The 21,144-nt window shown below is 68.5% G+C and carries 20 protein-coding genes; 12 read left to right on the top strand and 8 right to left on the bottom strand.

Going from position 1 to position 21,144, the window contains the following annotated elements:
* Positions 1-46: 46 nt before the first annotated feature.
* On the bottom strand, positions 47-763 hold the full coding sequence (locus tag ACOYR3_RS07595; RefSeq protein WP_422846547.1) for an ATP-binding cassette domain-containing protein: 717 nt from the start codon (positions 761-763) through the stop codon (positions 47-49).
* A gap of 8 nt (positions 764-771) precedes the next feature.
* On the bottom strand, positions 772-1,509 hold the full coding sequence (locus ACOYR3_RS07590) for an ABC transporter permease (RefSeq protein ID WP_422845845.1): 738 nt from the start codon (positions 1,507-1,509) through the stop codon (positions 772-774).
* 61 nt (positions 1,510-1,570) lie between these two features.
* Here ACOYR3_RS07590 and ACOYR3_RS07585 point away from each other — a divergent pair, with 61 nt between their 5' ends.
* From ACOYR3_RS07585 to ACOYR3_RS07565, 5 genes are all read left to right on the top strand, one after another.
* Positions 1,571-2,722: a substrate-binding domain-containing protein gene (locus ACOYR3_RS07585; RefSeq protein ID WP_422845844.1), complete on the top strand. Its 1,152-nt coding sequence runs from the start codon at positions 1,571-1,573 to the stop codon at positions 2,720-2,722.
* 178 nt (positions 2,723-2,900) lie between these two features.
* Positions 2,901-3,527: a TRAP transporter small permease subunit gene (locus ACOYR3_RS07580; protein ID WP_422845843.1), complete on the top strand. Its 627-nt coding sequence runs from the start codon at positions 2,901-2,903 to the stop codon at positions 3,525-3,527.
* 14 nt (positions 3,528-3,541) lie between these two features.
* Positions 3,542-5,320, top strand: a complete 1,779-nt coding sequence (locus tag ACOYR3_RS07575) for a TRAP transporter large permease (RefSeq protein ID WP_422845842.1) — start codon at positions 3,542-3,544, stop codon at positions 5,318-5,320.
* 262 nt (positions 5,321-5,582) lie between these two features.
* Positions 5,583-5,915 (top strand): metal-sulfur cluster assembly factor, encoded by a 333-nt coding sequence (locus ACOYR3_RS07570; protein ID WP_422845841.1) that lies wholly within the window; start codon positions 5,583-5,585, stop codon positions 5,913-5,915.
* The gene (locus ACOYR3_RS07565) at positions 5,912-7,063 is read left to right on the top strand and encodes a hypothetical protein (RefSeq protein ID WP_422845840.1); all 1,152 of its coding nucleotides are present in this window, start codon (positions 5,912-5,914) and stop codon (positions 7,061-7,063) included. Before ACOYR3_RS07570 ends, ACOYR3_RS07565 begins: the two co-directional genes overlap by 4 nt.
* A gap of 92 nt (positions 7,064-7,155) precedes the next feature.
* Here ACOYR3_RS07565 and ACOYR3_RS07560 read toward each other — a convergent pair whose 3' ends face one another.
* The 4 genes from ACOYR3_RS07560 to ACOYR3_RS07545 all read right to left on the bottom strand — a co-directional run bounded on the left by ACOYR3_RS07560 (position 7,156) and on the right by ACOYR3_RS07545 (position 11,720).
* The gene (locus ACOYR3_RS07560) at positions 7,156-8,238 is read right to left on the bottom strand and encodes a TRAP transporter substrate-binding protein (protein ID WP_422845839.1); all 1,083 of its coding nucleotides are present in this window, start codon (positions 8,236-8,238) and stop codon (positions 7,156-7,158) included.
* A gap of 221 nt (positions 8,239-8,459) precedes the next feature.
* Positions 8,460-10,373 (bottom strand): 1-deoxy-D-xylulose-5-phosphate synthase, encoded by a 1,914-nt coding sequence (gene dxs, locus ACOYR3_RS07555; RefSeq protein ID WP_422845838.1) that lies wholly within the window; start codon positions 10,371-10,373, stop codon positions 8,460-8,462.
* A 115-nt stretch (positions 10,374-10,488) separates the two neighbouring features.
* A complete protein-coding gene (locus tag ACOYR3_RS07550) occupies positions 10,489-11,481 on the bottom strand; it encodes a polyprenyl synthetase family protein (protein ID WP_422845837.1) in 993 nt (330 codons plus the stop codon).
* Positions 11,478-11,720, bottom strand: coding sequence for an exodeoxyribonuclease VII small subunit (locus ACOYR3_RS07545; RefSeq protein WP_291487938.1), 243 nt, complete (start codon positions 11,718-11,720; stop codon positions 11,478-11,480). Before ACOYR3_RS07545 ends, ACOYR3_RS07550 begins: the two co-directional genes overlap by 4 nt.
* A 308-nt stretch (positions 11,721-12,028) precedes the next feature.
* On the opposite strand from ACOYR3_RS07545, the gene ACOYR3_RS07540 reads away from it, so the two are divergent.
* From ACOYR3_RS07540 to flhC, 5 genes are all read left to right on the top strand, one after another.
* Entirely contained in the window at positions 12,029-13,183 is a 1,155-nt protein-coding gene (locus tag ACOYR3_RS07540) for an aromatic ring-hydroxylating oxygenase subunit alpha (protein ID WP_422845836.1), read from the top strand.
* 161 nt (positions 13,184-13,344) lie between these two features.
* Positions 13,345-14,256, top strand: coding sequence for a DMT family transporter (locus ACOYR3_RS07535; protein WP_422845835.1), 912 nt, complete (start codon positions 13,345-13,347; stop codon positions 14,254-14,256).
* 106 nt (positions 14,257-14,362) lie between these two features.
* Entirely contained in the window at positions 14,363-15,268 is a 906-nt protein-coding gene (locus ACOYR3_RS07530) for a sulfurtransferase (RefSeq protein ID WP_422845834.1), read from the top strand.
* A 350-nt stretch (positions 15,269-15,618) separates the two neighbouring features.
* A complete protein-coding gene (flhD, locus tag ACOYR3_RS07525) occupies positions 15,619-15,945 on the top strand; it encodes a flagellar transcriptional regulator FlhD (protein ID WP_056166924.1) in 327 nt (108 codons plus the stop codon).
* 57 nt (positions 15,946-16,002) lie between these two features.
* Positions 16,003-16,578, top strand: coding sequence for a flagellar transcriptional regulator FlhC (gene flhC, locus ACOYR3_RS07520; RefSeq protein ID WP_422845833.1), 576 nt, complete (start codon positions 16,003-16,005; stop codon positions 16,576-16,578).
* A 328-nt stretch (positions 16,579-16,906) separates the two neighbouring features.
* Here the strand turns inward: flhC and ACOYR3_RS07515 are convergent, their stop codons facing one another.
* Both ACOYR3_RS07515 and ACOYR3_RS07510 read right to left on the bottom strand, forming a co-directional pair.
* The gene (locus ACOYR3_RS07515; RefSeq protein WP_422846546.1) at positions 16,907-17,452 is read right to left on the bottom strand and encodes a FlgO family outer membrane protein; all 546 of its coding nucleotides are present in this window, start codon (positions 17,450-17,452) and stop codon (positions 16,907-16,909) included.
* Positions 17,453-17,499: 47 nt separating this feature from the next.
* The gene (locus ACOYR3_RS07510; RefSeq protein WP_422845832.1) at positions 17,500-18,249 is read right to left on the bottom strand and encodes a hypothetical protein; all 750 of its coding nucleotides are present in this window, start codon (positions 18,247-18,249) and stop codon (positions 17,500-17,502) included.
* Between the two features lie 143 nt (positions 18,250-18,392).
* Here ACOYR3_RS07510 and ACOYR3_RS07505 point away from each other — a divergent pair, with 143 nt between their 5' ends.
* Together ACOYR3_RS07505 and ACOYR3_RS07500 are read left to right on the top strand one after the other, a co-directional pair.
* Positions 18,393-19,631, top strand: a complete 1,239-nt coding sequence (locus ACOYR3_RS07505) for a spherulation-specific family 4 protein (RefSeq protein WP_422845831.1) — start codon at positions 18,393-18,395, stop codon at positions 19,629-19,631.
* Positions 19,632-19,764: 133 nt separating this feature from the next.
* Positions 19,765-21,132 (top strand): AI-2E family transporter, encoded by a 1,368-nt coding sequence (locus ACOYR3_RS07500; protein WP_422846545.1) that lies wholly within the window; start codon positions 19,765-19,767, stop codon positions 21,130-21,132.
* The last annotated feature ends 12 nt before the right edge of the window (positions 21,133-21,144 follow it).

Below are 21,144 nucleotides of genomic sequence, written 5' to 3'. Positions count from 1 at the left end.
GCCAGCGCTTTATGTACAAGCCCTGCAGCCGAAAAACACTTGAAACTCATACCAGTTCTCCTTTGACAAACAGACGGGCGGCCTCCGGCAGGGGGCCGTTGAAGAAGTCGTGCACGGGCAGGTCGGCCACCAGCCGTCCATGCTCCAGATAGATCACACGGCTGGCCAGGCGCTTGACCTGGCCCAGGTTGTGGCTGCTGAACACCATGGTCACGGGGTGGGCGGGCCCTTGCGCACCGTGGCCCGCAGCGAAGTCGGCCATCAGCGCCTCCACCTCGCGCTTGGCATGGGGGTCGAGGCTGGCCGTGGGCTCGTCCAGCAGCAGCACGTCCGGCTGGAGGGCCCAGGCCCGGGCCAGCGCCACCCGCTGCTGCTGCCCGCCGGACAAGGTGCGGGCGTTCTGCGCCGCAATGCCCGCCAGGCCCACCCGTGCCAGGGCGGCCAGCGCCCGTGCGCGGGCCTCGCGCCAGCGCGTGCCGCGCAGCCACAGGGCCAGCGCCACGTTGTTCTGCGCGCTGGTACGCAGCATGTGCGGGCGCTGGAAGAGCATGGCCTGGCCCAGTGCGGACTGGCACTGGAAACCGCCCCCCGTGGCATCGGCCAGGCCGTGGAGCACGCGCAGCAGCGTGCTCTTGCCACTGCCGTTGGCCCCCACCAGGGCCACGCGCTCGCCCGCGGCAATGCGCAGCGTGATCTGGTCCAGCGCGCGCACGGCGCCGTAGCGCACCGACACCTGCTGCAGGTCCACCCAGGCGACGGTCAACGCCGGCGTCATGCCGCCACCCCGACCGGCGTGGCGGAAGCAGCCCCGTCGACCCGCTCGCGCCAGCGGCGCAGCAGACCCACCAGCACGTTGAGCGCCAGCACCACCGCCAGCAGCACCAGGCCCAGCGCCAGCGCCAGCGGCAGGTCGCCCTTGCTGGTTTCCAGCGCGATGGCGGTGGTCATCACCCGCGTGAAGCCGTCGATGTTGCCGCCCACGATCATCACCGCCCCCACCTCGGAAATGGCGCGGCCGAACGCGGCGATCAGCACGGTGAGCAGCGCGTAGCGCTCATCCCAGGCCAGCAGCAGGCTGCGCAGCAGCGGGCCGGCGCCCAGCGAGCGCAGCTGCTCGCCATGCGCCCGCTCGGCGTCTTCCACCACCTGGCGCGTCAGGGCCGTGACGACCGGCAGCACCAGCAGCGCCTGGGCGAGCACCATCGCCTTGAAGCTGAACATCCACCCCAGCGCGCCCAGTGGCCCGCTGCGCGACAGCAGCAGATAAACCACCAGGCCCACCACCACCGACGGCACGGCCAGCAGCGTGTTGAGCACCGCCAGGGCAGCCCCCCGGCCGGCAAACCGGGCCACGGCCAGCCAGGCGCCCAGCACCAGGCCCGCGCCGCACGCCATGAGGCACGCGGTCGCGCTGACCGACAAAGAGCGGCCCACGATGGCCCAGAGGGTGGGGTCGAGCGAGAGGGTGAGTTGCAGCGCTGTGTTCGCGCTTTCGGACAAGGTGGACATCGGCAGGCAGGGGGATGGGCTATCGTAGGCACCCTGCCAATATCCAGCGATATGAACACTTGTGCATAGGGTCCAGCTTCACTACACGCTCAGCCGCGATGCGGGCGACGCACTCATCCGCAATCCACTGCCCGAGATGCTCCAGGCGGTGGCCGAACACGGCTCCATCTCCGGCGCGGCGCGTGCCCTGGGCCTGTCGTACCGCCATGTGTGGGGCGCGCTCAAGCGCTGGGAGGAGCAGCTGGGCGGCGAGCTGATTGTCTGGGGCAAGGGCCAGGCCGCGCAGCTCAGCGCCTTTGGCAGCAAGCTGCTGTGGGCCGAGCGGCAGGCGCAGGCGCGGCTGGCGCCGCAGATCGCTGCGCTGCATGCCGACCTGGAACGCGCCTTTGCGGTGGCATTTGACGAACATGCCCATGTGCTCACCCTGTATGCCAGCCACGACGACGCGCTGGTGGCGCTGCGGGCGCACGCCGCCGCGCAGTCGGATGCCGACGCGCCGCTGCACCTGGACATCCGGTTCACGGGCAGTGTGGATGCCATCCGCGCCCTGAACGAGGGCCGCTGCACCCTGGCCGGCTTTCACACGGTGGAGCAGCCCGCCGCCCCGTCGCTGACCGCGCGCACCTACAAGCCGCTGCTGCAGCCGGGGCTGCACAAGATCATCGGCTTTGCCCGCCGCACGCAAGGCCTGATCGTGGCACCCGGCAACCCGCTGGGGCTGGCCAGCCTGGCCGACGTGGCCCGCACCGGCGCGCGGTTCGTGAACCGGCCCTTGGGCTCGGGCACACGGGTGCTGCTGGACGACCTGCTGGCCCAGGCCGGCCTGGACGTCCAGCATATTGCGGGCTACACGCGCGACGAGCCCTCGCACACGGCCGTGGCGCAGGCCGTGGCCGCGGGCACGGCCGATGTGGGCATGGGCATCGAGCTGGCCGCACGCGCCCGCGGACTGGGTTTCGTGCCGCTGCTGCAGGAGCGCTACCACCTGGCCTGCCTCAAGGCCAGCCTGGACCAGCCGGCAACCCAGGCGCTGCGCACGCTGCTGCAGACGCCGGCGTGGCACGCCCAGATGGCCACCCTGGCCGGCTACACCCCCCTGCACTGCGGCGAAGTGCTGGCCATGAGCCGGGTGCTGCCCTGGTGGCGGTTTGCACGCAAGAAGGACGGTGCCCGCGCCGGGAACACGCCCGGGAGCGCTAGGAACAAACCCTAATTGCTAGCATTTCAATAGCTACAAAACCAATATCTGACAAGGGATAACACCGTCACGCATCCGTCAGGGTCTGCCTACAGTGCTCCGTAGAATCGCGCCGTTGTAAAAGTTTGTCCGGCCCTGCGCCTACCCAGCGCGCGCCGGCCTATCGCATGCACAGCCTTTTTTTGGAGACACCATGCAGGCTCTATTGAAGTTATCAAGAGGGATCGACTGGCTAAACACCCAGGTCGGCAAATACGTGGTCTGGCTGATCCTGGCCTCCACCGTCATCAGCGGCGTGAACGCGGTGGTGCGCAAGGCCTTCAACACCAGTTCCAACGCGTTCCTGGAAGTGCAGTGGTACCTGTTTGCCGCATCGTTCCTGCTGGCGGCGGGCTACACGCTGCTGCAGGGGGAGCACGTGAAGGTGGACGTGGTATCCAGCCGCTTTTCCAAGCGCACGCAAATCTGGATCGACGTTTTCGGCTACATCGTGTTCCTCACGCCCATGTGCGCGGCCGTGCTGTGGTACGGCATCCCCTTCTTCACCCGCGCGCTGGCCTCGGGCGAAATGTCCAACAACGCGGGCGGCCTGATCCGCTGGCCGGTGTACCTGATGATGCCGCTGGGTTTTGCGCTGCTGTGGCTGCAGGGCATCTCGGAGCTCATCAAGCGTTTGGGCTTCCTACAGGGCCTCATCGACGACCCCACGGTCAAGAAAGCCGAAAAGACGGCTGAAGAAGAGCTGGCCGAATCCATCCGCAACCTGGCGGAGGCCGCCAAGGGCAACGGCAAGAACAACAACAAGACCGAAGCCGTCTGAGCGGAGCACACACCATGGAATTCATTGCACACAACCTGGCCCCGATCATGTTCGCGGGGCTCATCTGCTTCTTGCTGATCGGCTTTCCGGTGGCCTTCAGCCTGGGCGCCTGCGGCCTGTTCTTTGCCTTCATCGGCATCGAGCTGGGCGTGCTGCCCGAAGCGCTGCTGCAGGCCGTACCGCTGCGCATCTTCGGCATCATGCAGAACGACACCCTGCTGGCCATTCCGTTCTTCACGCTGATGGGGCTGATCCTGGAGCGAAGCGGCATGGCCGAGGACCTGCTGGACACCATCGGCCAGCTGTTCGGCCCCATCCGCGGCGGGCTGGCCCTGGCGGTGATCTTCGTCGGCGCGCTGCTGGCCGCCACCACGGGCGTGGTCGCCGCCTCGGTGATCTCGATGGGCCTGATCTCTCTGCCCATCATGCTGCGCTACGGCTACGACCGCCGCCTGGCAGCCGGGGTGATCGCCGCCTCGGGCACGCTGGCACAGATCATTCCGCCGTCGCTCGTGCTGATCATCATTGCGGACCAGCTGGGCCGCAGCGTGGGCGACATGTACAAGGGCGCCTTCCTGCCCGGCCTGATGCTGACCGGCTTCTACGCAGGCTACGTGATCCTGCTGGCCATCTTCAAGCCCCAGTGGGTGCCCGCCTTGCCGCCCGAGGCGCGCACGCTCAAGGACGACAACGGCAAGAGCGGCGTGCCGTCGCTGCTGGTCCTGACCGCCATCTGCACGGCCGCTTCCATCTATGTGGCCAAGCACATGGCGGCCCTGCACAGCTGGTGGTCGGGCGAGACCGTGGAAACGGTGGCGCTGGACGAAACCATCGTGGTGTCCATGTGCTTTGGCGTGGCGCTGGCCTTCGTGGCCGCAAGCATCAACAAGATCACCCGCATGGGCCTGCTCTCGCGCGTGGCCGAACGCGTGACCTTCGTGCTGATCCCGCCGCTGCTGCTGATCTTCCTGGTGCTGGGCACCATCTTCCTGGGGGTGGCAACACCCACCGAAGGTGGCGCCATGGGCGCCCTGGGCGCCGGCATCATGGCCATCGCGCGCGGCCGGCTGTCGATGTCGCTGCTCAAGCAGGCGATCACCACCACGACCAAGCTGTCGTGCTTTGTGGTGTTCATTCTGGTGGGCGCCACCATGTTCGGCCTGACCTTCCAGGGCGTGGACGGGCCGCTGTGGGTCGAACACCTGCTGTCGGGCCTGCCCGGCGGCCAGCTGGGCTTCCTGATCGTCGTGAACATCATGGTGTTCTTCCTGGCGTTCTTCCTGGACTTCTTCGAGCTGTCCTTCATCGTGGTGCCGCTGCTGGCCCCGGTGGCAAACAAGCTGGGCATCGACCTGATCTGGTTCGGCGTGCTGCTGGCCGTCAACATGCAGACCTCGTTCATGCACCCGCCGTTCGGCTTTGCGCTGTTCTACCTGCGCAGCGTGGCTCCCACCAAGGAGTACATGGACAAGATCACCAAGAAGATGATCGCGCCCGTCACCACGCCGCAGATCTACTGGGGCGCCATTCCCTTCCTGGTGATCCAGCTGAGCATGGTGGGCCTGATCATTGCGTTCCCTGGCATCGTCTCCAGCGGCCTGGACAAGGCCGAGGTCTATGACCTGGACAAGGTCCGCATGGAGATGGAAGCCACCATGCCGGGCGCCATGCCCGAAACGCCCGATCCCACGGCCGGCATGGACGGTGCCTCCAGCGCAACGCCCGAAGCGGCTCCCGCAGCCGACGACCCGTTGAAGGCCCTGCAGGACTCCATGGCCAACGACAAGAAGTAACCCGCGGCGGTTGTCGCCAGGGTAGGCAAATCCGGCCCAGGCCCTGGTGCCCGGGTCCCAGGACCTCTGCAGCGGATGCTCCGTTGCAGAGGTTTTTTCTTGCCTGTGCGCGAGCGGGGTTGCTCCCGGCAATCCGGCCCAGCCCACTGCAACCTGGAGCAGCAACTGCAAGGCCCGGGCCGAGTCCCGCCTCAACGTCCCCATAATGGGGCCCGGGGACCTCGGCGGTCCCGCCATCCCCCCCATCGCAGCAGGACGCGCCATGAGCTCCTCCCCCTTTCCCTACCGAGGCCCCGAGGCACTGCGGGAGCCCACCCTCCGGGCGCTGCGCCGCGTGGTCGATCCCGAGGTCTCCCTGAACGTGGTCGATGTCGGCCTGGTCTACGGCGTCACGGTGGAAGACGGCACCTTGCACGCGCAGGTGACCATGACCTCGGCAGCCTGCCCGGTGACTGACCTGATCCTGGAAGAGATCGAAAACGAGCTGGACCGCGAGCTTCCCGCCGAACTGCTGATCCGCGTCGAACTCGTGTGGGAGCCCCCGTGGACCACCGAACGCATGAGCGAGAGCGCCCGGCGCTTCATGGGGTGGTGACGCAACAAGGCACGCCGGAGCATCCGCCGCGGCGGCGCCTCCAGCCGCCCGGCCGGGCCAGCGCGCTGGTACCGCTGCTGCTCGCCCTGGTCCTGGCGGCCCTGGTGAGTGCGGTAGCCGGTGGACTTGTGCGCGCGGGCGCCCTGCACCCCGCCCCGGGCTGGGCCGGCGACTGGATGGGCCGCGCAGCGATATCGCACGGCGCGCTGATGATCTGCGGCTTCATGGGCACCGTCATCGGCATGGAACGCGCCGTGGCGGTCAAGCTCAAGCTGGCGTGGCTGGCGCCGCTGGCTTCGTCCATGGCCGCGCTGTGCCTGCTGCAGGGAGCCGTTGCCTGGGCGGGTGCGCTGTTCGCTGTGGCAGCCCTGGCTTTCGTGGGCGTCAACCTGGTGGTGGTGTGGCGCCAGCGCGCACCCCACACGCTGGTGCTGCTGCTCAGCGCGCTGGCCTGGCTGGTGGGCTGCACCACGTTCCTCCTGCGGCCCACCGACCCCGCGAGCGTGCCCTGGTGGTTTGCCTTCCTGGTGATGACCATCGCGGCCGAGCGGCTTGAGATGACGCGGTTGATGCGCCGCCGCCCGGGGGCCCAGGTGGCGCTGGCGCTCGTCCTGGTCCTCATGGCCGCGGGGGCCGCCGCAGGGGCGGCCTACCCACGCGCGGGCGGTGTCGCGTTCGGCCTGTCGTTGCTGCTGCTGGCTGCATGGCTTGGCGTCTTCGACATTGCGCGGCGCACCGTGCGGTCCGACGGGCTGGCCCGCTACATGGCCCTGTGCCTGCTGGGCGGCTATGCCTGGCTGGCCGTTGCCGGTGCGGCCTGGGCGGCCACGGCGCTCGGACTGGCGCTGCGCGACGTGGCACTCCACGCCCTGGGGCTGGGCTTTATCGTGAGCATGATGATGGGGCATGCGCCGGTCATCCTGCCGGCCATTGCCCGCATCAAGCTCCGCTTCGGAAACTGGTTTTATGGGCCCCTGGCGGCGCTGCACCTTTCGCTGGCAGTCCGCCTGGGTTTGGGACTGGAAAGCCCGGCCTGGCGCTCCGCCGGCGCGGTGCTCAACGCGGCATCCATGGCCCTGTTCGGCGCCACGATGGTGGCTGCGGCGCTTGCCTGGCGCCGGCACGCCAGCAACGCCACCCGGCGTTAGCCCCGCCCAAAAAAAGAAAACCCGCCAGTCCAGCGACGGCGGGTTTTGCCATGCGCGGGAGGGCAGCCTGCGCTGCCATCCCGGCTGCCCGATCAGAGCTTCTGCGACGACATGAACGAGTCGTAGCGGGCTTCGGCAAAGCGGAACCAGAGCACCTGGTCGCGCTGGAAAGCACGCATGTCGGCGTAGATCTTCTTCCACTCGGGGCTCTTGGCGTCGTTGGCCGCGAAGACTTCCATCGAAGCCTTGAACGAAGCGTCCATCACGGCCTGCGAGAACGGCAGCACCTTGGTCTTGGCCGCCACCAGCTGCTTCAGGGCCGTGGGGTTCAGGGCGTCGTACTTGGCCAGCATGTCGATGTGGGCCACGTTGGTCGCTGCTTCGATGATGGCCTTGTTCTCGGCCGACAGGCCGTCGAAAGCCTTCTGGTTGATGAAGAAGTCCACCTCGGGGCCGCCTTCCCACCAGCCGGGGTAGTAGTAGAACGGTGCCACCTTGTTGAAGCCCAGCTTCTGGTCGTCGTACGGGCCCACCCACTCGGCAGCGTCCAGCGTGCCCTTTTCGAGGGCCTGGTAGATTTCGCCGCCGGGGATGCTCTGGGGCACCGCACCCAGCTTCTGCATCACTTCGCCGATCAGGCCGCCACCCAGGCGCATCTTCATGCCCTTGAAGTCATCGGGGGACTTGATTTCCTTGCGGAACCAGCCGCCCATCTGGGTGCCGGTGTTGCCGCCCGCGAAGCTGACCATGTTGAAGCCGGCATAGAACTCGTTCATGAGCTTGCGGCCATTGCCGTGCAGCATCCAGGCATTCATCTGGCGGGCATTGAAGCCGAAGGGCACCGCCGAACCCAGGGCGAAAGCGGGGTTCTTGCCGTAGAAGTAGTAAGGCACGGTGTGGGCCATTTCCACGGTGCCTTGCTGCACGCCGTCCACCACGCCGAAGGGAGGCATCAGCTCGCCGCCCGCATGCACCGAAATCTCGAACTTGCCGCCGGACATGGCCTTCACGGCCTTGGAGAACACCTCGGCCCCGCCGTAGATGGTGTCCAGCGACTTGGGGAAGCTGGAGGCCAGGCGCCAGCGGATGGCGGCCTGCGCGTGGACGGCGGGTGCCACACCTGCGGCCAGCACGCCGGCGATGCCAGCCTGCTTGATGATTGAGCGACGATCCATGAGGTTCTCTCCGATATAGTGATTGCGAAACTTGGGAGCACGCGTTGTGCGCGGCGTGCCAAGGACTTTTAAGCCGGCTTCATTGTAGAAACATGCCCCCCTGCGGTTTTGGGGGTTTTCCCGCGAAAGCTCGGGCAAGGCCGCGGGGTTTCAGGCTTCTGCAAGCATGTTGCCCGGCTTGTGGCCCCGGGCGGCAGGGCCACAAGGGAAAGCACGGCGTCTCAGGCCCCCGGCCCAGGCTGCGCAGTTGCCAGAAAGCGCTGCTCGATCGCCCGCTGGATGCCGTCCGCATCCAGCCCCTGCAGCGACAGCAGGCGCGCGGGGTCGCCGTGTTCGATGAACACGTCGGGCAGGCCCAGTTGCAGCACGGGGCGCACGAGGCCCATGGCGTTCAGGGCTTCGGCCACGGCGCTGCCCGCGCCGCCCATCACCGCGCCCTCTTCCACCGTGACCAACGCATCGTGGCGCTCGGCCACGTCGCGCAGCAGGGCCTCGTCCAGCGGCTTGGCCCAGCGCATGTTGGCGACGGTGGCATCGATGCGCTCGGCCGCTTCCAGCGCCGGGTACAGCAGCGTGCCAAACGCCAGGATGGCAATGCGCGGGGCGGCGTTGCCGGCGCCTGCGGCGGCCTTGCGCTCGCGGCGGATTTCACCCCGGCCGTAAGGCAGCCCGTCCAGCGCGGCCAAGGGCGCTACGCCCGCGCCGCTGCCGCGCGGGTAGCGCACGGCCACGGGATGGTCTTGTTCAAAGGCGGTGGTGAGCAGCTGGCGGCATTCGCGTTCGTCCGCCGGGCAGGCCATGGCCATGTTGGGAATGCAGCGCACGAACGGGATGTCGTAGGCCCCCGCATGCGTGGCGCCGTCGGCCCCCACCAGGCCGGCGCGGTCCAGCGCGAAGACCACCGGCAGGTTCTGCAGCGCCACGTCGTGGATGAGCTGGTCGTAGCCGCGCTGCAGGAAGGTGGAATAGATGGCCACCACGGGCTTCACGCCCTCGCAGGCCATGCCCGCGGCGAAGGTGACGGCATGCTGCTCGGCGATGCCGACGTCGTAGTACCGGTCGGGAAAGCGCTTTTCAAACTCCACCATGCCCGAGCCCTCGCGCATGGCGGGGGTGATGCCCACCAGGCGCCCGTCGCGCGCGGCCATGTCGCACAGCCACTGGCCGAAGACCTGGGTGAAGGTCTGCTTGGGCGGCGTGGCGGGCTTGGTCAGGCCGACGCTGGGGTCGAACTTGCCCGGGCCGTGGTAGGCCACCGGGTCGGCCTCGGCCAGCTTGTAGCCCTGCCCTTTCTTCGTGACCACGTGCAGGAACTGCGGCCCCTTGAGGCCCCGGATGTTCTCCAGCGTGGGGATGAGCGAGTCCAGGTCGTGCCCGTCGATGGGGCCGATGTAGTTGAAGCCGAACTTCTCGAACAGCGTGGCGGGCACCACCATGCCCTTGGCCTGCTGCTCCAGGCGCTTGGCCAGCTCCAGCAGCGGGGGCGCGTTCTTCAGCACGCTCTTGCCCACGTCGCGGGCCTTGGCGTAGAACTGGCCGCTCATCAGCTGGGCCAGGTAGCGGTTGAGCGCGCCCACCGGCGGGCTGATGCTCATGTCGTTGTCATTGAGCACCACCAGCAGGTTGGCGTCGGCCACGCCGGCGTTGTTCAGCGCCTCGAAAGCCATCCCCGCCGTCATGGCGCCGTCGCCGATGATGGCGACCGCGTGCCGGTTCTCGCCCTTGCGCTGGGCCGCCAGCGCCATGCCCAGCGCGGCCGAGATGCTGGTGGACGAGTGCGCGGTGCCGAAGGTGTCGTACTCGCTCTCCGCGCGCTGCGGAAAGCCCGAGATGCCCCCCAGCTGCCGCAGGGTGTGCATGCGATCGCGCCGCCCGGTCAGGATCTTGTGCGGGTAGGTCTGGTGGCCCACGTCCCACACCAGCCGGTCGTACGGCGTCTGGAACACGTGGTGCAGCGCGATGGTGAGCTCCACCGTGCCCAGGTTGGAGCTGAGGTGCCCGCCGGTCTGCGAGACGCTCTGCAGCACGAACTCGCGCAGCTCGGTGGCCAGCGCCTTCAGGTCCGGCCGCGAAAGCTTGCGCAGGTCTGCCGGGTCGTTGATGGTCTGCAGCAGGGGATAGGGCGTCGTGGACATTTACTACACTTTTTATAGCTGCCAGCGCTTGTCAATCAAGCGCCAGGGGCCAATTTTTCTTGAACTTCGCCACCGCGGGCGGAACAGGGCATGGGCGGCGCATCAGCAGGTGTGCTCAGTGCGAGCGGGACACCACCATCTCGGCCAGGGCGGCCAGGGCGCGCGTGTCCGCCAGGCCGCTGCGGGCCAGCGCCGCCTGGGCCTGCTCCAGCAATTCCTGGGCATGGGCCTGCGCCCAGGCCAGGCCCAGCAGCGACACGTAGGTGGGCTTGTCGGCCGCGGCATCCTTGCCCGCCGTCTTGCCGAGCGTGGCCGAGTCGGCCACCACGTCCAGGATATCGTCCACCACCTGGAACGCCAGGCCCATGGCCGCACCATAGTCGGACAGGGCATCGCGCGCGGCAGCGGGTGCCTGCCCGCAGGCGGCTCCCATGAGCACGCTGCCCTGCAGCAGTGCCCCGGTCTTGAGCCGGTGCATCTGGCGCAGCTGCTCTTCGTTCAGCGCCACGCCGACACTGGCCAGGTCGATGGCCTGCCCGCCCGCCATGCCCGCAGAGCCCGCAGCGCGGGCCAGCAGCCGGCACAGGGTGGCCTGCGTGGCCGCAGGGATCAAGGTGGCATCGGGGGTGAGCAGCTCGAACGCAAACGCCTGCAGCGCGTCACCGGCCAGCAGGGCCTGCGCCTCGCCAAAGCGCACATGCACCGTGGGCTTGCCGCGGCGCAGGATGTCGTTGTCCATGCACGGCATGTCGTCGTGCACCAGCGAATAGGCGTGGATCAGCTCCACGGCGCACGCGGCCCGCAAGGCCGCCTCGTCCATGGCAGCCCGCAAGGCCGCCGCGTCCATCGCGGCGCTGGAGGACTCCGCAGGGCGCGCGCCTTCGCCAGGCGCCCCGCTGCACACCGCCTCATAGGCCGCCAGCACCAGCAGGGGCCGCAGGCGCTTGCCGCCGTCGAGCACCGCGTAGCGCATCGCGTCGCCCAGCCCGGCGGGGGCATCCACCCCCACCCACTGCGACAGCGCCTGTTCCACGCGCGCCAGGTGGTGCTGGCTCCAAGGGTTCATCTCGAAAGACCCGGCCGCGGCCGTCAGGGGCACAGCGCTCATTCCTGGTTCCATGGTTGCAATTGGCCTTCATCCAGGATCTTGATCTGGTCCTGCACCGCCTCCAGCCGCTGCCGGCAGAACGCCAGCAGCGTGGCGCCGCGCTGGTAGCCCGCCAGCATTTGGTCCAGCGGCAGCTGGCCCGCCTCGATGCGGGCCACAAGCTGCTCCAGCTCTTCCAGGGCCGCCTCGTAGCTGGCTGGTTCGGCGGGCGGTGCTGGCGGGGTGGTGGCCTTGGGCATGGAGAAGAAATGGCGCCGGGGCGCTGGATGAAAACCGCCCATTTTAGGCGCTGCCCCCACTTGCGGCGGGGTGCCCGCCGCGCAATGGAGGCGGCGCTCGAGGCCGGTGCGGACGCGCAAGCCTTGATCTGTGTCCACTACGATGCTTTTCAATACACGTAATCGGGGTGCGGGAATAACCCCACCGCCTATAATCCCATTCCCGTCGAGCCGGCTACCCACCCTAGCCGGTTTTCTTTTTCCAGATGCGTCTTCATCGGCGCACCTCCCGCACTCTCTCTGTGGGGAGTCTTTAGGTCAGGTCACCCATGTCTGATTTAAGTCTTCAACTGCAGCAGGCCGCAAGCCAACTACCAGTTTCGAGCTACTTTGACGAGGCGCTGTTCCAGCGCGAGCTGGAGACCATCTTCCAGCGCGGGCCCCGCTACGTGGGGCACTCCCTGTCGGTTCCGAACGAAGGTGACTATTACGCACTGCCCCAGGAGGGCGAGGGGCGCGCGCTCGTGCGCAACGCGCAAGGCGGCGTGGAGCTGATTTCCAACATCTGCCGGCACCGCCAGGCCGTGATGCTCAAGGGCCGCGGCACGCTGCAGGGGCATGGCAAGGGCCATGCGGGCGGCAACATTGTGTGCCCGCTGCACCGCTGGACGTACAGCCCCAAGGGCGAATTGCTGGGTGCGCCCCACTTTGCGCACGACCCCTGCCTGGACCTGAACAACTACAAGCTGCGCGAGTGGAACGGCCTGCTGTTCGAGGACAACGGCCGCGACATCGCCGCCGACCTGGCCGGCATGGGCCCCCTGGCCGAGTTGTCGTTCGAGGGCTTTTCGCTCGACCGCGTGGAGCTGCACGAGTGCGACTACAACTGGAAGACCTTCATCGAGGTCTACCTGGAGGACTACCACGTCGGGCCGTTCCACCCCGGGCTGGGCAACTTCGTCACCTGCGACGACCTGCGCTGGGAATTCAGCAAGCACTACTCGGTGCAGACGGTGGGCGTGGCCTCCACGTTCGGCAAGCCCGGCTCCGACGTGTACCGCAAGTGGCACGACGTGCTGCTCAAGTACCGCGACGGCAAGCTGCCCGAGCGGGGCGCGATCTGGCTCACCTACTACCCGCACATCATGGTCGAGTGGTACCCGCACGTGCTCACCGTCTCCACGCTGCACCCGATCAGCACCACCAGGACGCTGAACATGGTGGAGTTCTACTACCCCGAGGAAATCACCGCCTTCGAGCGCGAGTTCGTCGAGGCCCAGCAGGCCGCCTACATGGAGACCTGCATCGAGGACGACGAGATCGGCGAGCGCATGGACGCGGGCCGCAAAGCATTGCTGGTGCGCGGTGACAACGAGGTGGGCCCCTACCAGAGCCCCATGGAAGACGGCATGCAGCACTTCCACGAGTGGTACCGCGAGACGATGGGCGGCGCCCTCGTCGACACGCCCGCGCCAAAGCGCTGAATACCGGGGCAAAAGGCCCTCAACTGCAGACCTCGGCGGGTCTGCTCTCATTACAATAGCTGCCAGCGCTCCACCCATGGGCGCTGGCAGCTATTTTTCTTTCAACGTCCGCCAAGCGCCTGCGCGCGCACGGCGGCCCCCTCACGAAAGACCGCAACCCGATGCAAGCCCTGTGGATGGTGTTGGCCGCATTCCTCTTTGCCAGCATGGGGGTGTGCGTCAAGATTGCATCGGCCCACTTCAACTCGGCAGAACTGGTGTGCTACCGCGGCCTGATCGGCATGGCCATCCTGTGGCTGCTGGCGCGCTCGCAGAAGATCACCCTGGCCACGCAGTACCCGGGCATGCACGCCTGGCGCAGCCTGGTGGGCGTGGCGTCGCTGGGGGCGTGGTTCTACGCCATCGCCCACCTGCCGCTGGCCACGGCCATGACCCTCAACTACATGAGCAGCGTGTGGATTGCCGCCTTCCTGGTGGGCGGCACGCTGCTGGCCTGGCGCCCCTCAGCGGCGGCGCCCCGCCCCGCGCTGCAGGGCCCGCTGGTGCTCACGGTGCTGACCGGCTTCGTGGGCGTCGTGCTCATGCTGCGGCCCAGCCTCGACCAGCACCAGGCCTTCGCGGGGATGATCGGGCTCATGTCGGGCCTCACGGCCGCATTTGCCTACATGCAGGTGGTGGCGCTGTCGCGGCTGGGGGAGCCGGAGTCGCGCACCGTTTTCTACTTCGCGGTGGGCTCGGCCGTGGCGGGCGGCGGCGCCCTGCTATTCACGGGGCTGTCGGACTGGCCGGGATGGCCGGCCCTGTGGCTGCTGCCCATCGGCGTGCTGGCCGCGGGCGGCCAGCTGTGCATGACGCGCGCCTACGCCAGCGCCAAGACGCAGCGCGGCACCCTGGTGGTGGCCAACCTGCAGTACTCGGGCATCGTGTTCGCCGCCGTCTACAGCGTGCTGCTGTTCGGCGACCAGCTCCCGCCGATCGCGTGGCTGGGCATGGCGCTCATCGTGGGCAGCGGCATCGTGGCCACCATCCTGCGCGCCCGCGCCGCGCCCGGCACCCCGGCGGAAGAACATTGACACCCTCTTGCGGGCCTGCGCCTACAGCCAAGCCGGCACAAGCGCACACAATGGAGCTCCGCAACACTCTTCACCCCCAGCGCGCACCACGCACCAGGCCCTGACGATGACCACCGCTTACACCACCCTCATTTCCGCCACCGAACTGCAGTCCCTGATGGCCAGCGGCGCGCCGCTGATGGTGTTTGACTGCAGCTGCGACCTGCTGCAGCCATCGCTGGGCGCGCAGCAGTACGCGCAGGCCCATATTCCCGGCGCCGTGTTTGCCGACCTGAACAACGACCTGAGCGCCCGGCACGGCGTCGCGGGCGCCAGCGGCACGCTCGTCGCCCAGGAGGCCGACAAGCCCGCATCGGGCGGACGGCATCCGCTGCCCAGCCGCGAGCGGTTCGCCATGTGGCTGTCCAGCGTGGGGTTTTCCAACGGCATGCAGGCCGTCGTGTACGACCGCCAGGGCGCCAACTACTGCGGGCGCCTGTGGTGGATGCTCAAATGGGCCGGCCACGATGCCGTGGCCGTGCTCGACGGCGGAATGCAGGCCTGGCAGGCCACCGGCGGCGCGGTGCGCAGCGGCGAGGAGCCGGCGCACTTCCAGTCCAACTTCCAGCTGGGCGCGCCCCTGCGGCGGCTCGCCACCGCCCAGGACGTGCTGGCCGGCCTGGGCCAGCCCGGCCAGACCGTGATCGACGCACGCGCCGGCGCCCGCTACCGCGGCGAGGTGGAGCCCATGGACCCGGTGGCGGGCCACATTCCCGGCGCGCTCAACCGCCCCTTCGCCGACAACATTGCGGCCGACGGCCGCTTCAAGCCCGCCCCCGTGCTGCGGGCGGAGTTTGATGCGTTGCTGGCCGGACGCGACCCGGCCACCGTGGTGCACCAGTGCGGCAGCGGCGTGAGCGCGGTGCCCAACCTGCTGGCAATGGAGATCGCCGGGCTGGGCGCCACCGCGCTGTTTGCGGGCAGCTGGAGCGAGTGGTGCTCCGACCCGTCTCGCCCGGTCGAAAAGGGCTGAACCGGCGGGGGGCGCGGCTTCAACGCCCCCCTCCACGCCCTCCAGCACGGCCACCGCGTGGCAAAACCGCAAAAAAGAGGGTTTTGCGGGTGCTATCAAAACCATGAGCAGAAATGGCAGCGCACCCGCCCGCGGCGCAGCACCGGTTTCACAGTGGCATGCGGGACAGCACCTCATCCGCGTGTAAGGCAAATTCCTACAGCGCCCGACAGGAAACCAGACACGCTGCACCGCCAAACCCCGACTTAATTTTCGATTGGGGCGGTTTCACAATCCATTTCAACGGATCACGCAACACCTGCACAGCGCAGGCAACGCAAGACCCGGAACTGGAAACCAAGGAAGCCGCCATGACCAACGAACAAATCCTCGCCGAAATCCGCGAAGCCAACCTCACCTACCTGATGCTGGCCCAGACCCTGATTCGCCAGGACAAGGCGGAAGCCGTGTTCCGTCTGGGCATGAACGAAGAGTCTGCCGACATTCTGGCATCGCTGTCGGCGGCGCAAGTGATGAAACTGGCGTCCCGCAACACCCTTCTTTGCAGCTTCCGCGTGGACGACAACCTGGTGTGGAGCCTGCTCACCAACCATTCCGCCAAGAAGGTGGGCAACGAAGCGACCAACACGCTGCACGCCAACATCCTGATGGCCAGCCGCGTGTCCGAAGTGCTCTGAACCGGCCCCGCCGTACCCCGCAGCCCGCCCGTTTTCTTGCTTCGCCGAAAGCCCGCCATGTCCTCCACCACGACCGCCACCTCCACCCCTGCCGCCAAGGCGCCCGCCAAGAGCGTGCTGAACGAGTCCAAGCAGATCGAGCGCGCCGCCATGCTGATCCAGATGGGCGCCCGCATGCAGGTGCTGGAATCGGAGACCACGCTGTCGTATGAGCGGCTGATCCGGCTGTACAAGGAAATCGCCGGCAAGTCGCCGTCCAAGGGGCAGCTGCCGTTCTCCACCGACTGGTTCCTGACCTGGCAGGAGAACATCCACAGCTCGCTGTTCCTGAACATCTACGAATACCTGTCCAAGGGCGTGGACCTGGATTCGGTGGAGCTGCTGACCAAGGCCTACCGCCTGTACAACGAGCAGGTAACCACCGCCGAGATCGAACCCCTGCTGTCCTTCACCCGCGCCTGGCGCCTGGTCAAGTTCGTGGACGCGGGCATGCTCACGCGCACCAAGTGCAGCCAGTGCAGCGGCCAGTTCGTGACCGAGCTGTACGAGAACCGCCACTACACCTGCGGCCTGTGCAACCCGCCCGCACGCGCCGGCAAGAGCAAGACCGCCGGCGCACTGATGCTGCACTGAGTCCGCTATTAATTTGATAGCTTCTTGCGCCCACCGGATGGGCGCAAGAGACTGTTCCACCCCGACCCCAAAAAATGGACGGGGCCCTGCCAAGGCCGCCGCGCAAGGGCCGCCCCGCCGCGCTGGCGGCGTCCCCCTTCCCGAACTGCGCAGCAGTTCGAGAGAAGGGGCTGAGGGTCGCGGCTCCAAGGCTGCCAGCGCAGCCTTGGACGGCCCGAAGAGTTGTCGCCTCTGGTGACCAGCACCGAGCGGCGAAGCGCCCAGAACGTGTTTGCGATCTCCCAGGGGTCCCCTGCGAGATCGTAAACACGTTCTCAGGGGATGAACCCTACCTCCCCGCCAACAACACCCGCACGTTCTCATCCATGGGCACCGCGTAGTTGTGCGCCGCCACCACGGTGTTGCCCACAGGGTTCACCAGCTTGAGGTTGATGTACACCACCGTGCTCGACACGGCATAGGTGCCCACCACCACGGCCTGCGCGTCCTGCGCCTGGCTTACTTCGCGCACCTCGCGCGAGAGCAGCAGTTCGCCCTGGTCGCGCGCAAGCAGCAGGCTGTCGCGCAGCTTCACCTCGGTCACCCGCAGGCCGCGCTGCACCAGGCGGGCAGCGATCTGCTCCGAGAACATGCGCCCCAGCCGGGACGATTCGGACAGCCGGTCCACCTGGACCAGCGTGGCCACCAGCACCGGCTTGCCGGCGTCCAGCGGCACGGTCTGCAGCAGCGCGTCGGCCGCGCGCTCGTTCACCTCGATGAGGTTGCTGCGCGCTGCCCCCGGGCGGTCACCGTAGTAGTAGCTGTGCATGGGGCTGACGGTTTCGCAGCCCTGCAGGCCGGCGATGGCCAGTGCGGCGCCCATCCAGCAGGCCATGGCACGCAGCGCGCCAGCGCGCCTTGGTTGCTCCACTGCCGTTGTCCTCATGGCGCCACCACCCGCCAGGTCTTGACCGGCGTTGCAGGGGGCGGCGCAGGCGGCAGCGCAGGCTGGTAGAGCACGGCATCGGCGCGCTCGATGTAGTAAAGGTCGGCCGTGCCGGCGAGGTACCGGTCGTGCGACTTGAGCGTGGAGGTGATCAACACCTCGGTGCGCGTGGGCCCGCCCGCGGCGGCGCCCTGGGTGTAGAGCTGGGCCATGTCCAGCGCCACCCCGGCGCCCACACCCAGGGCCGTGGCCACGCCCGGCAGCAGCGTGCGGTCGGAATAATGCACCGCCCAGTCGCGCCACACCCCCACGCCGGTGCCGATGATGGTGCCCGCCATGGGCACGGGCAGGCCGCGCGGGGAGCCGGATTCGTGCTGCACCAGCTGCGTCTGCACTTCCAGCTCCACCGCCGTGGGCACCGTGGACACGGCCACGCCGCGGTTCAGCAGGTGCACCTTGAGCAGCTTGAGAAAGCCCTGGTTGAAGCTGGAGTTGTCCGGCACCGTCACGTACAGCGGGTACTCGCCCTCGGGCCAGGACGCGATCTTTTCCGCCACCCGCCCGGCCACGTCCCCGGCCAGCACATCCCAATGGTGCACGGCACGGGCCTTCTTCTGGCCGGTGGCGGGGTAGTTGTCGGCGCGCGGCACGTCCAGCGTGCCGCAGCCGGACAGCAGCGTCGCGGCGCCCAGCAGGGCTGCAGCAGCGGCGGCGGCGGCCGCATGGCGGTGGAGGATGGATGGCATGTGGGCCATGGTATCGGCGCCCGCTGCGCGTGATCGGTGCAACAGGGCCGTTTTTCCGGCGCAAAGCCGCGCTTTCGGCCCTTGGAAGCGCCGGGGCAAGCCTTCACAATCAGCGCATTTCCATCCCACCTTCCGCGACCACCATGCGCACCACGACCAGCAACCTCCACCTCGCGTCCCTGATGGCCTTGACCGCGGCTCTGGCGGGCTGCGGAGGCACAACCTCCGACAACAACACCAGCGCCCCGCCGCCGCCCCCGCCGGCCACGGCCCCCATTGCCCTGCATTTTGTGCAGCCCACCGAGAACGTGCTGGAGCCCGGCGCCTCCGAGCCGCTGGCGGCCAACGTCGTCGTCAACGGCAGCACGGCCCCCAACGGAACCGTGACCACCTTCAGCGTCAGCCCCTCGGGCGCCGCCGCCTTGTCGCCCGTGGCGCCCACCACCGTGGCGGGCGTGGCCAGCACCACCCTGACCGTCAGCAGCCTGCCGCCCAGCGCCACCTTCCAGGTCGGCGCCACGGCCACCAGCACCTCCAACACGGCGGGCGACAGCCTCACGTACTACGTGCGCCCGGCCCACCAGGCGCTGCAGGTGCTGGTGCCCGCCTACTTCAGCGCCACCGGCACGTCATCGCCCTGGGCCACCCTCACCAGCGGCGCGGCCAGCTACCCGGACGTGAAGATCACCGCCGTGGCCAGTGCCAGCGACGGCGTGCTCACCGCCACCTCCAAGGCCGACGACGACCTGCTCAAGGCCATCAAGGACTTCAAGGCCGTGGCCGGCACCACCAACAAGGTCATCGGCTACGTGGCCACGTCGGGCAGCGGCGGCTCGCGCTCGGTGGCGGACGTGAAAGCCACCATCGACAACTACATCCGCCTGTACCCCGACCAGCTCGACGGCTTCTTCCTGGACGGCATGGCCACCGACAGCGCGCGGCTGGCGTACTTTCAGGACATCTACAACTACATCAAGGCCCTGGCCTCGGGCATGAGCAAGGGCGCCACCCCGCCCAACGCGCCCACCGTGATCGGCAACCCCGGCACCTATCCCGTGGCCGCCTACGCGGGCGTGGCCGACACGCTAGTCACCTACGCCGGCAACGCCGCCGCCTACCAGGCCATCGACCCCCAGCCCGCCAGCACCTGGGTCTACGCCAAGGACAACACCGCCCAGGGCATGCTGGTGCACACCGCCAGCACCTGCACGGACATGCAGGCCGCCGTCAAGCACGCCAACCGCCCCCGCCTGAACACCGGGCTGGTCTACGCCACCAACCTGGCCGTGGGCGCATCGTGGTCGTCGCTGCCCACCTACTGGCAACAACTGCTGGGCACGGTGGACGCGCTCAACAAGCAGCGCCCGCTGCCGCTGTGCTGATGCCGCAGGGCGGGGCCCCGCGGCGCCAGCCGCCCGCCCGGGCTGACGGGCCGGCCCCTCCTTGCACCGACACGCGGCAGGCCCGCCCCGCCTACACACGGCCGGGGGCAAGTCCCATCACAATCGGCGCATGATGTCCGAGCCCACCCCCGCGCCCCAGCCCGCCCGCACCGCCGAGCCGCCCCAGCCCAGCGGGCCGGCGGAGGACACCTGCGCCCAGCCACCCCAGCCGCCTGCCACACCTACTGCGGCTGCTGCGCCCGCGGCCTCCGCACCAGACCCTGCCGCCGAAGCCGCCGCCACCCAGCCCGCCCCGGGCGATCCCGGCAGTTCCGGGGACGCGCCCGCCGCCGCACACCCGCACGGCAGCGCCCCCGCGGCCAACGCGCCTTTCAACGGGCCGCTCATGCTCCACATGCCCGTGGACGTGCGCAACCTCTCCCTGGCGCTGCTGGCCTTGTTCGCGGGCGTGGCCCTGCTGCACTGGGCCAGCGCCGTGTTCATCCCCATCATGCTTAGCCTGCTGCTGACCACCGCCCTGCGCCCCATCGTCGAGCTGCTACGGCGCTGCCATGTGCCGCGCTGGCTGGGCGCGGGCGTGCTGCTCATCGCCATCGTGGTCGGCCTGGCCAGCGCCGCCTGGTCGCTGAGCGACGGGGCATCCCAGCTCGTGGACTCGCTGCCTGTGGCCGCCAAGAAAGTGCGCGACAACCTGCGGGCCCGCTCCGGCGCCGCCAGCCCCCTGGACACCGTGCAGAAGGCCGCCAGCCAGATCGAGCAGGCCGCCAACGAGAACAGCGCCGCCAGCCCCACCCGGCGCGGCGTGCAGCGCGTGGTGGTCGAGCGCCCGCCCTTCAACATCCGCGACTACCTGTGGAGCGGCACCATGGGCCTCATGTCCGCCCTGGGGCAGCTCACGGTGGTGGTGTTCCTGACCTTCTTTGCCCTGGCCTCGGGCAACCTGTTCCGCGACAAGCTGCTGCGCATCGCCGGCACCAGCCTGGAGCGGCGCAAGGTCACCATCCACGTGCTCGAAGACATCACCAACAACATCCAGCGCTACCTGCTGGTGCAGGTGCTCACCAGCGTGCTGGTGGGCGTGGCCACGGGCGCAGCCTACTGGGCCCTGGGCCTGCAGAACGCCGCCGTGTGGGGCGTGGCGGCGGGGGTGCTGAACCTGGCGCCGTACATCGGCTCCGCCATCGTCACCGGCGCCTCGGCCCTGGTGGCCTTCCTGCAATTTGGCACGCTGGACATGGCCCTCGCCGTGGGCGGCGCCTCGCTGGTCATCCACACCCTGGTGGGCAACCTGCTCACCCCCTGGCTCACCAGCCGCACCAGCAGCATGAGCCCCGTGGCCGTGTTCGTCAGCGTGCTCGCCTGGGGCTGGCTGTGGGGCCTGTGGGGCCTGCTGCTGGGCATCCCCGTCATGATGGCCGTAAAGGCCATCTGCGACCGCGTGGAAGACCTGAAGGCCGTGGGCGAGCTGCTGGGGGATTGAGGGGCACCGGTC

The organism is Acidovorax sp. M2(2025), assembly GCF_049330835.1.
Lineage (GTDB): Bacteria > Pseudomonadota > Gammaproteobacteria > Burkholderiales > Burkholderiaceae_C > Acidovorax.
Note: the sequence above shows the minus strand (reverse complement) of the source record. Positions and strands in the feature narration are given on the sequence as shown.

Bases quoted from the DNA above. Each gene is read 5' to 3' on its own strand.
- dxs (WP_422845838.1), bottom strand. From the start codon at position 10,373: ATGTCCACGACGCCCTATCCCCTGCTGCAGACCATCAACGACCCGGCA.
- ACOYR3_RS07570 (WP_422845841.1), top strand. From the start codon at position 5,583: ATGAGCTCCTCCCCCTTTCCCTACCGAGGCCCCGAGGCACTGCGGGAG.
- ACOYR3_RS07515 (WP_422846546.1), bottom strand. From the start codon at position 17,452: ATGGCCTGCTGGATGGGCGCCGCACTGGCCATCGCCGGCCTGCAGGGC.
- ACOYR3_RS07510 (WP_422845832.1), bottom strand. From the start codon at position 18,249: ATGCCATCCATCCTCCACCGCCATGCGGCCGCCGCCGCCGCTGCTGCA.
- ACOYR3_RS07530 (WP_422845834.1), top strand. From the start codon at position 14,363: ATGACCACCGCTTACACCACCCTCATTTCCGCCACCGAACTGCAGTCC.
- ACOYR3_RS07560 (WP_422845839.1), bottom strand. From the start codon at position 8,238: ATGGATCGTCGCTCAATCATCAAGCAGGCTGGCATCGCCGGCGTGCTG.
- ACOYR3_RS07500 (WP_422846545.1), top strand. From the start codon at position 19,765: ATGTCCGAGCCCACCCCCGCGCCCCAGCCCGCCCGCACCGCCGAGCCG.
- ACOYR3_RS07545 (WP_291487938.1), bottom strand. From the start codon at position 11,720: ATGCCCAAGGCCACCACCCCGCCAGCACCGCCCGCCGAACCAGCCAGC.
- flhD (WP_056166924.1), top strand. From the start codon at position 15,619: ATGACCAACGAACAAATCCTCGCCGAAATCCGCGAAGCCAACCTCACC.
- ACOYR3_RS07580 (WP_422845843.1), top strand. From the start codon at position 2,901: ATGCAGGCTCTATTGAAGTTATCAAGAGGGATCGACTGGCTAAACACC.
- ACOYR3_RS07550 (WP_422845837.1), bottom strand. From the start codon at position 11,481: ATGAGCGCTGTGCCCCTGACGGCCGCGGCCGGGTCTTTCGAGATGAAC.
- ACOYR3_RS07535 (WP_422845835.1), top strand. From the start codon at position 13,345: ATGCAAGCCCTGTGGATGGTGTTGGCCGCATTCCTCTTTGCCAGCATG.
- flhC (WP_422845833.1), top strand. From the start codon at position 16,003: ATGTCCTCCACCACGACCGCCACCTCCACCCCTGCCGCCAAGGCGCCC.
- ACOYR3_RS07575 (WP_422845842.1), top strand. From the start codon at position 3,542: ATGGAATTCATTGCACACAACCTGGCCCCGATCATGTTCGCGGGGCTC.
- ACOYR3_RS07590 (WP_422845845.1), bottom strand. From the start codon at position 1,509: ATGTCCACCTTGTCCGAAAGCGCGAACACAGCGCTGCAACTCACCCTC.
- ACOYR3_RS07540 (WP_422845836.1), top strand. From the start codon at position 12,029: ATGTCTGATTTAAGTCTTCAACTGCAGCAGGCCGCAAGCCAACTACCA.
- ACOYR3_RS07505 (WP_422845831.1), top strand. From the start codon at position 18,393: ATGCGCACCACGACCAGCAACCTCCACCTCGCGTCCCTGATGGCCTTG.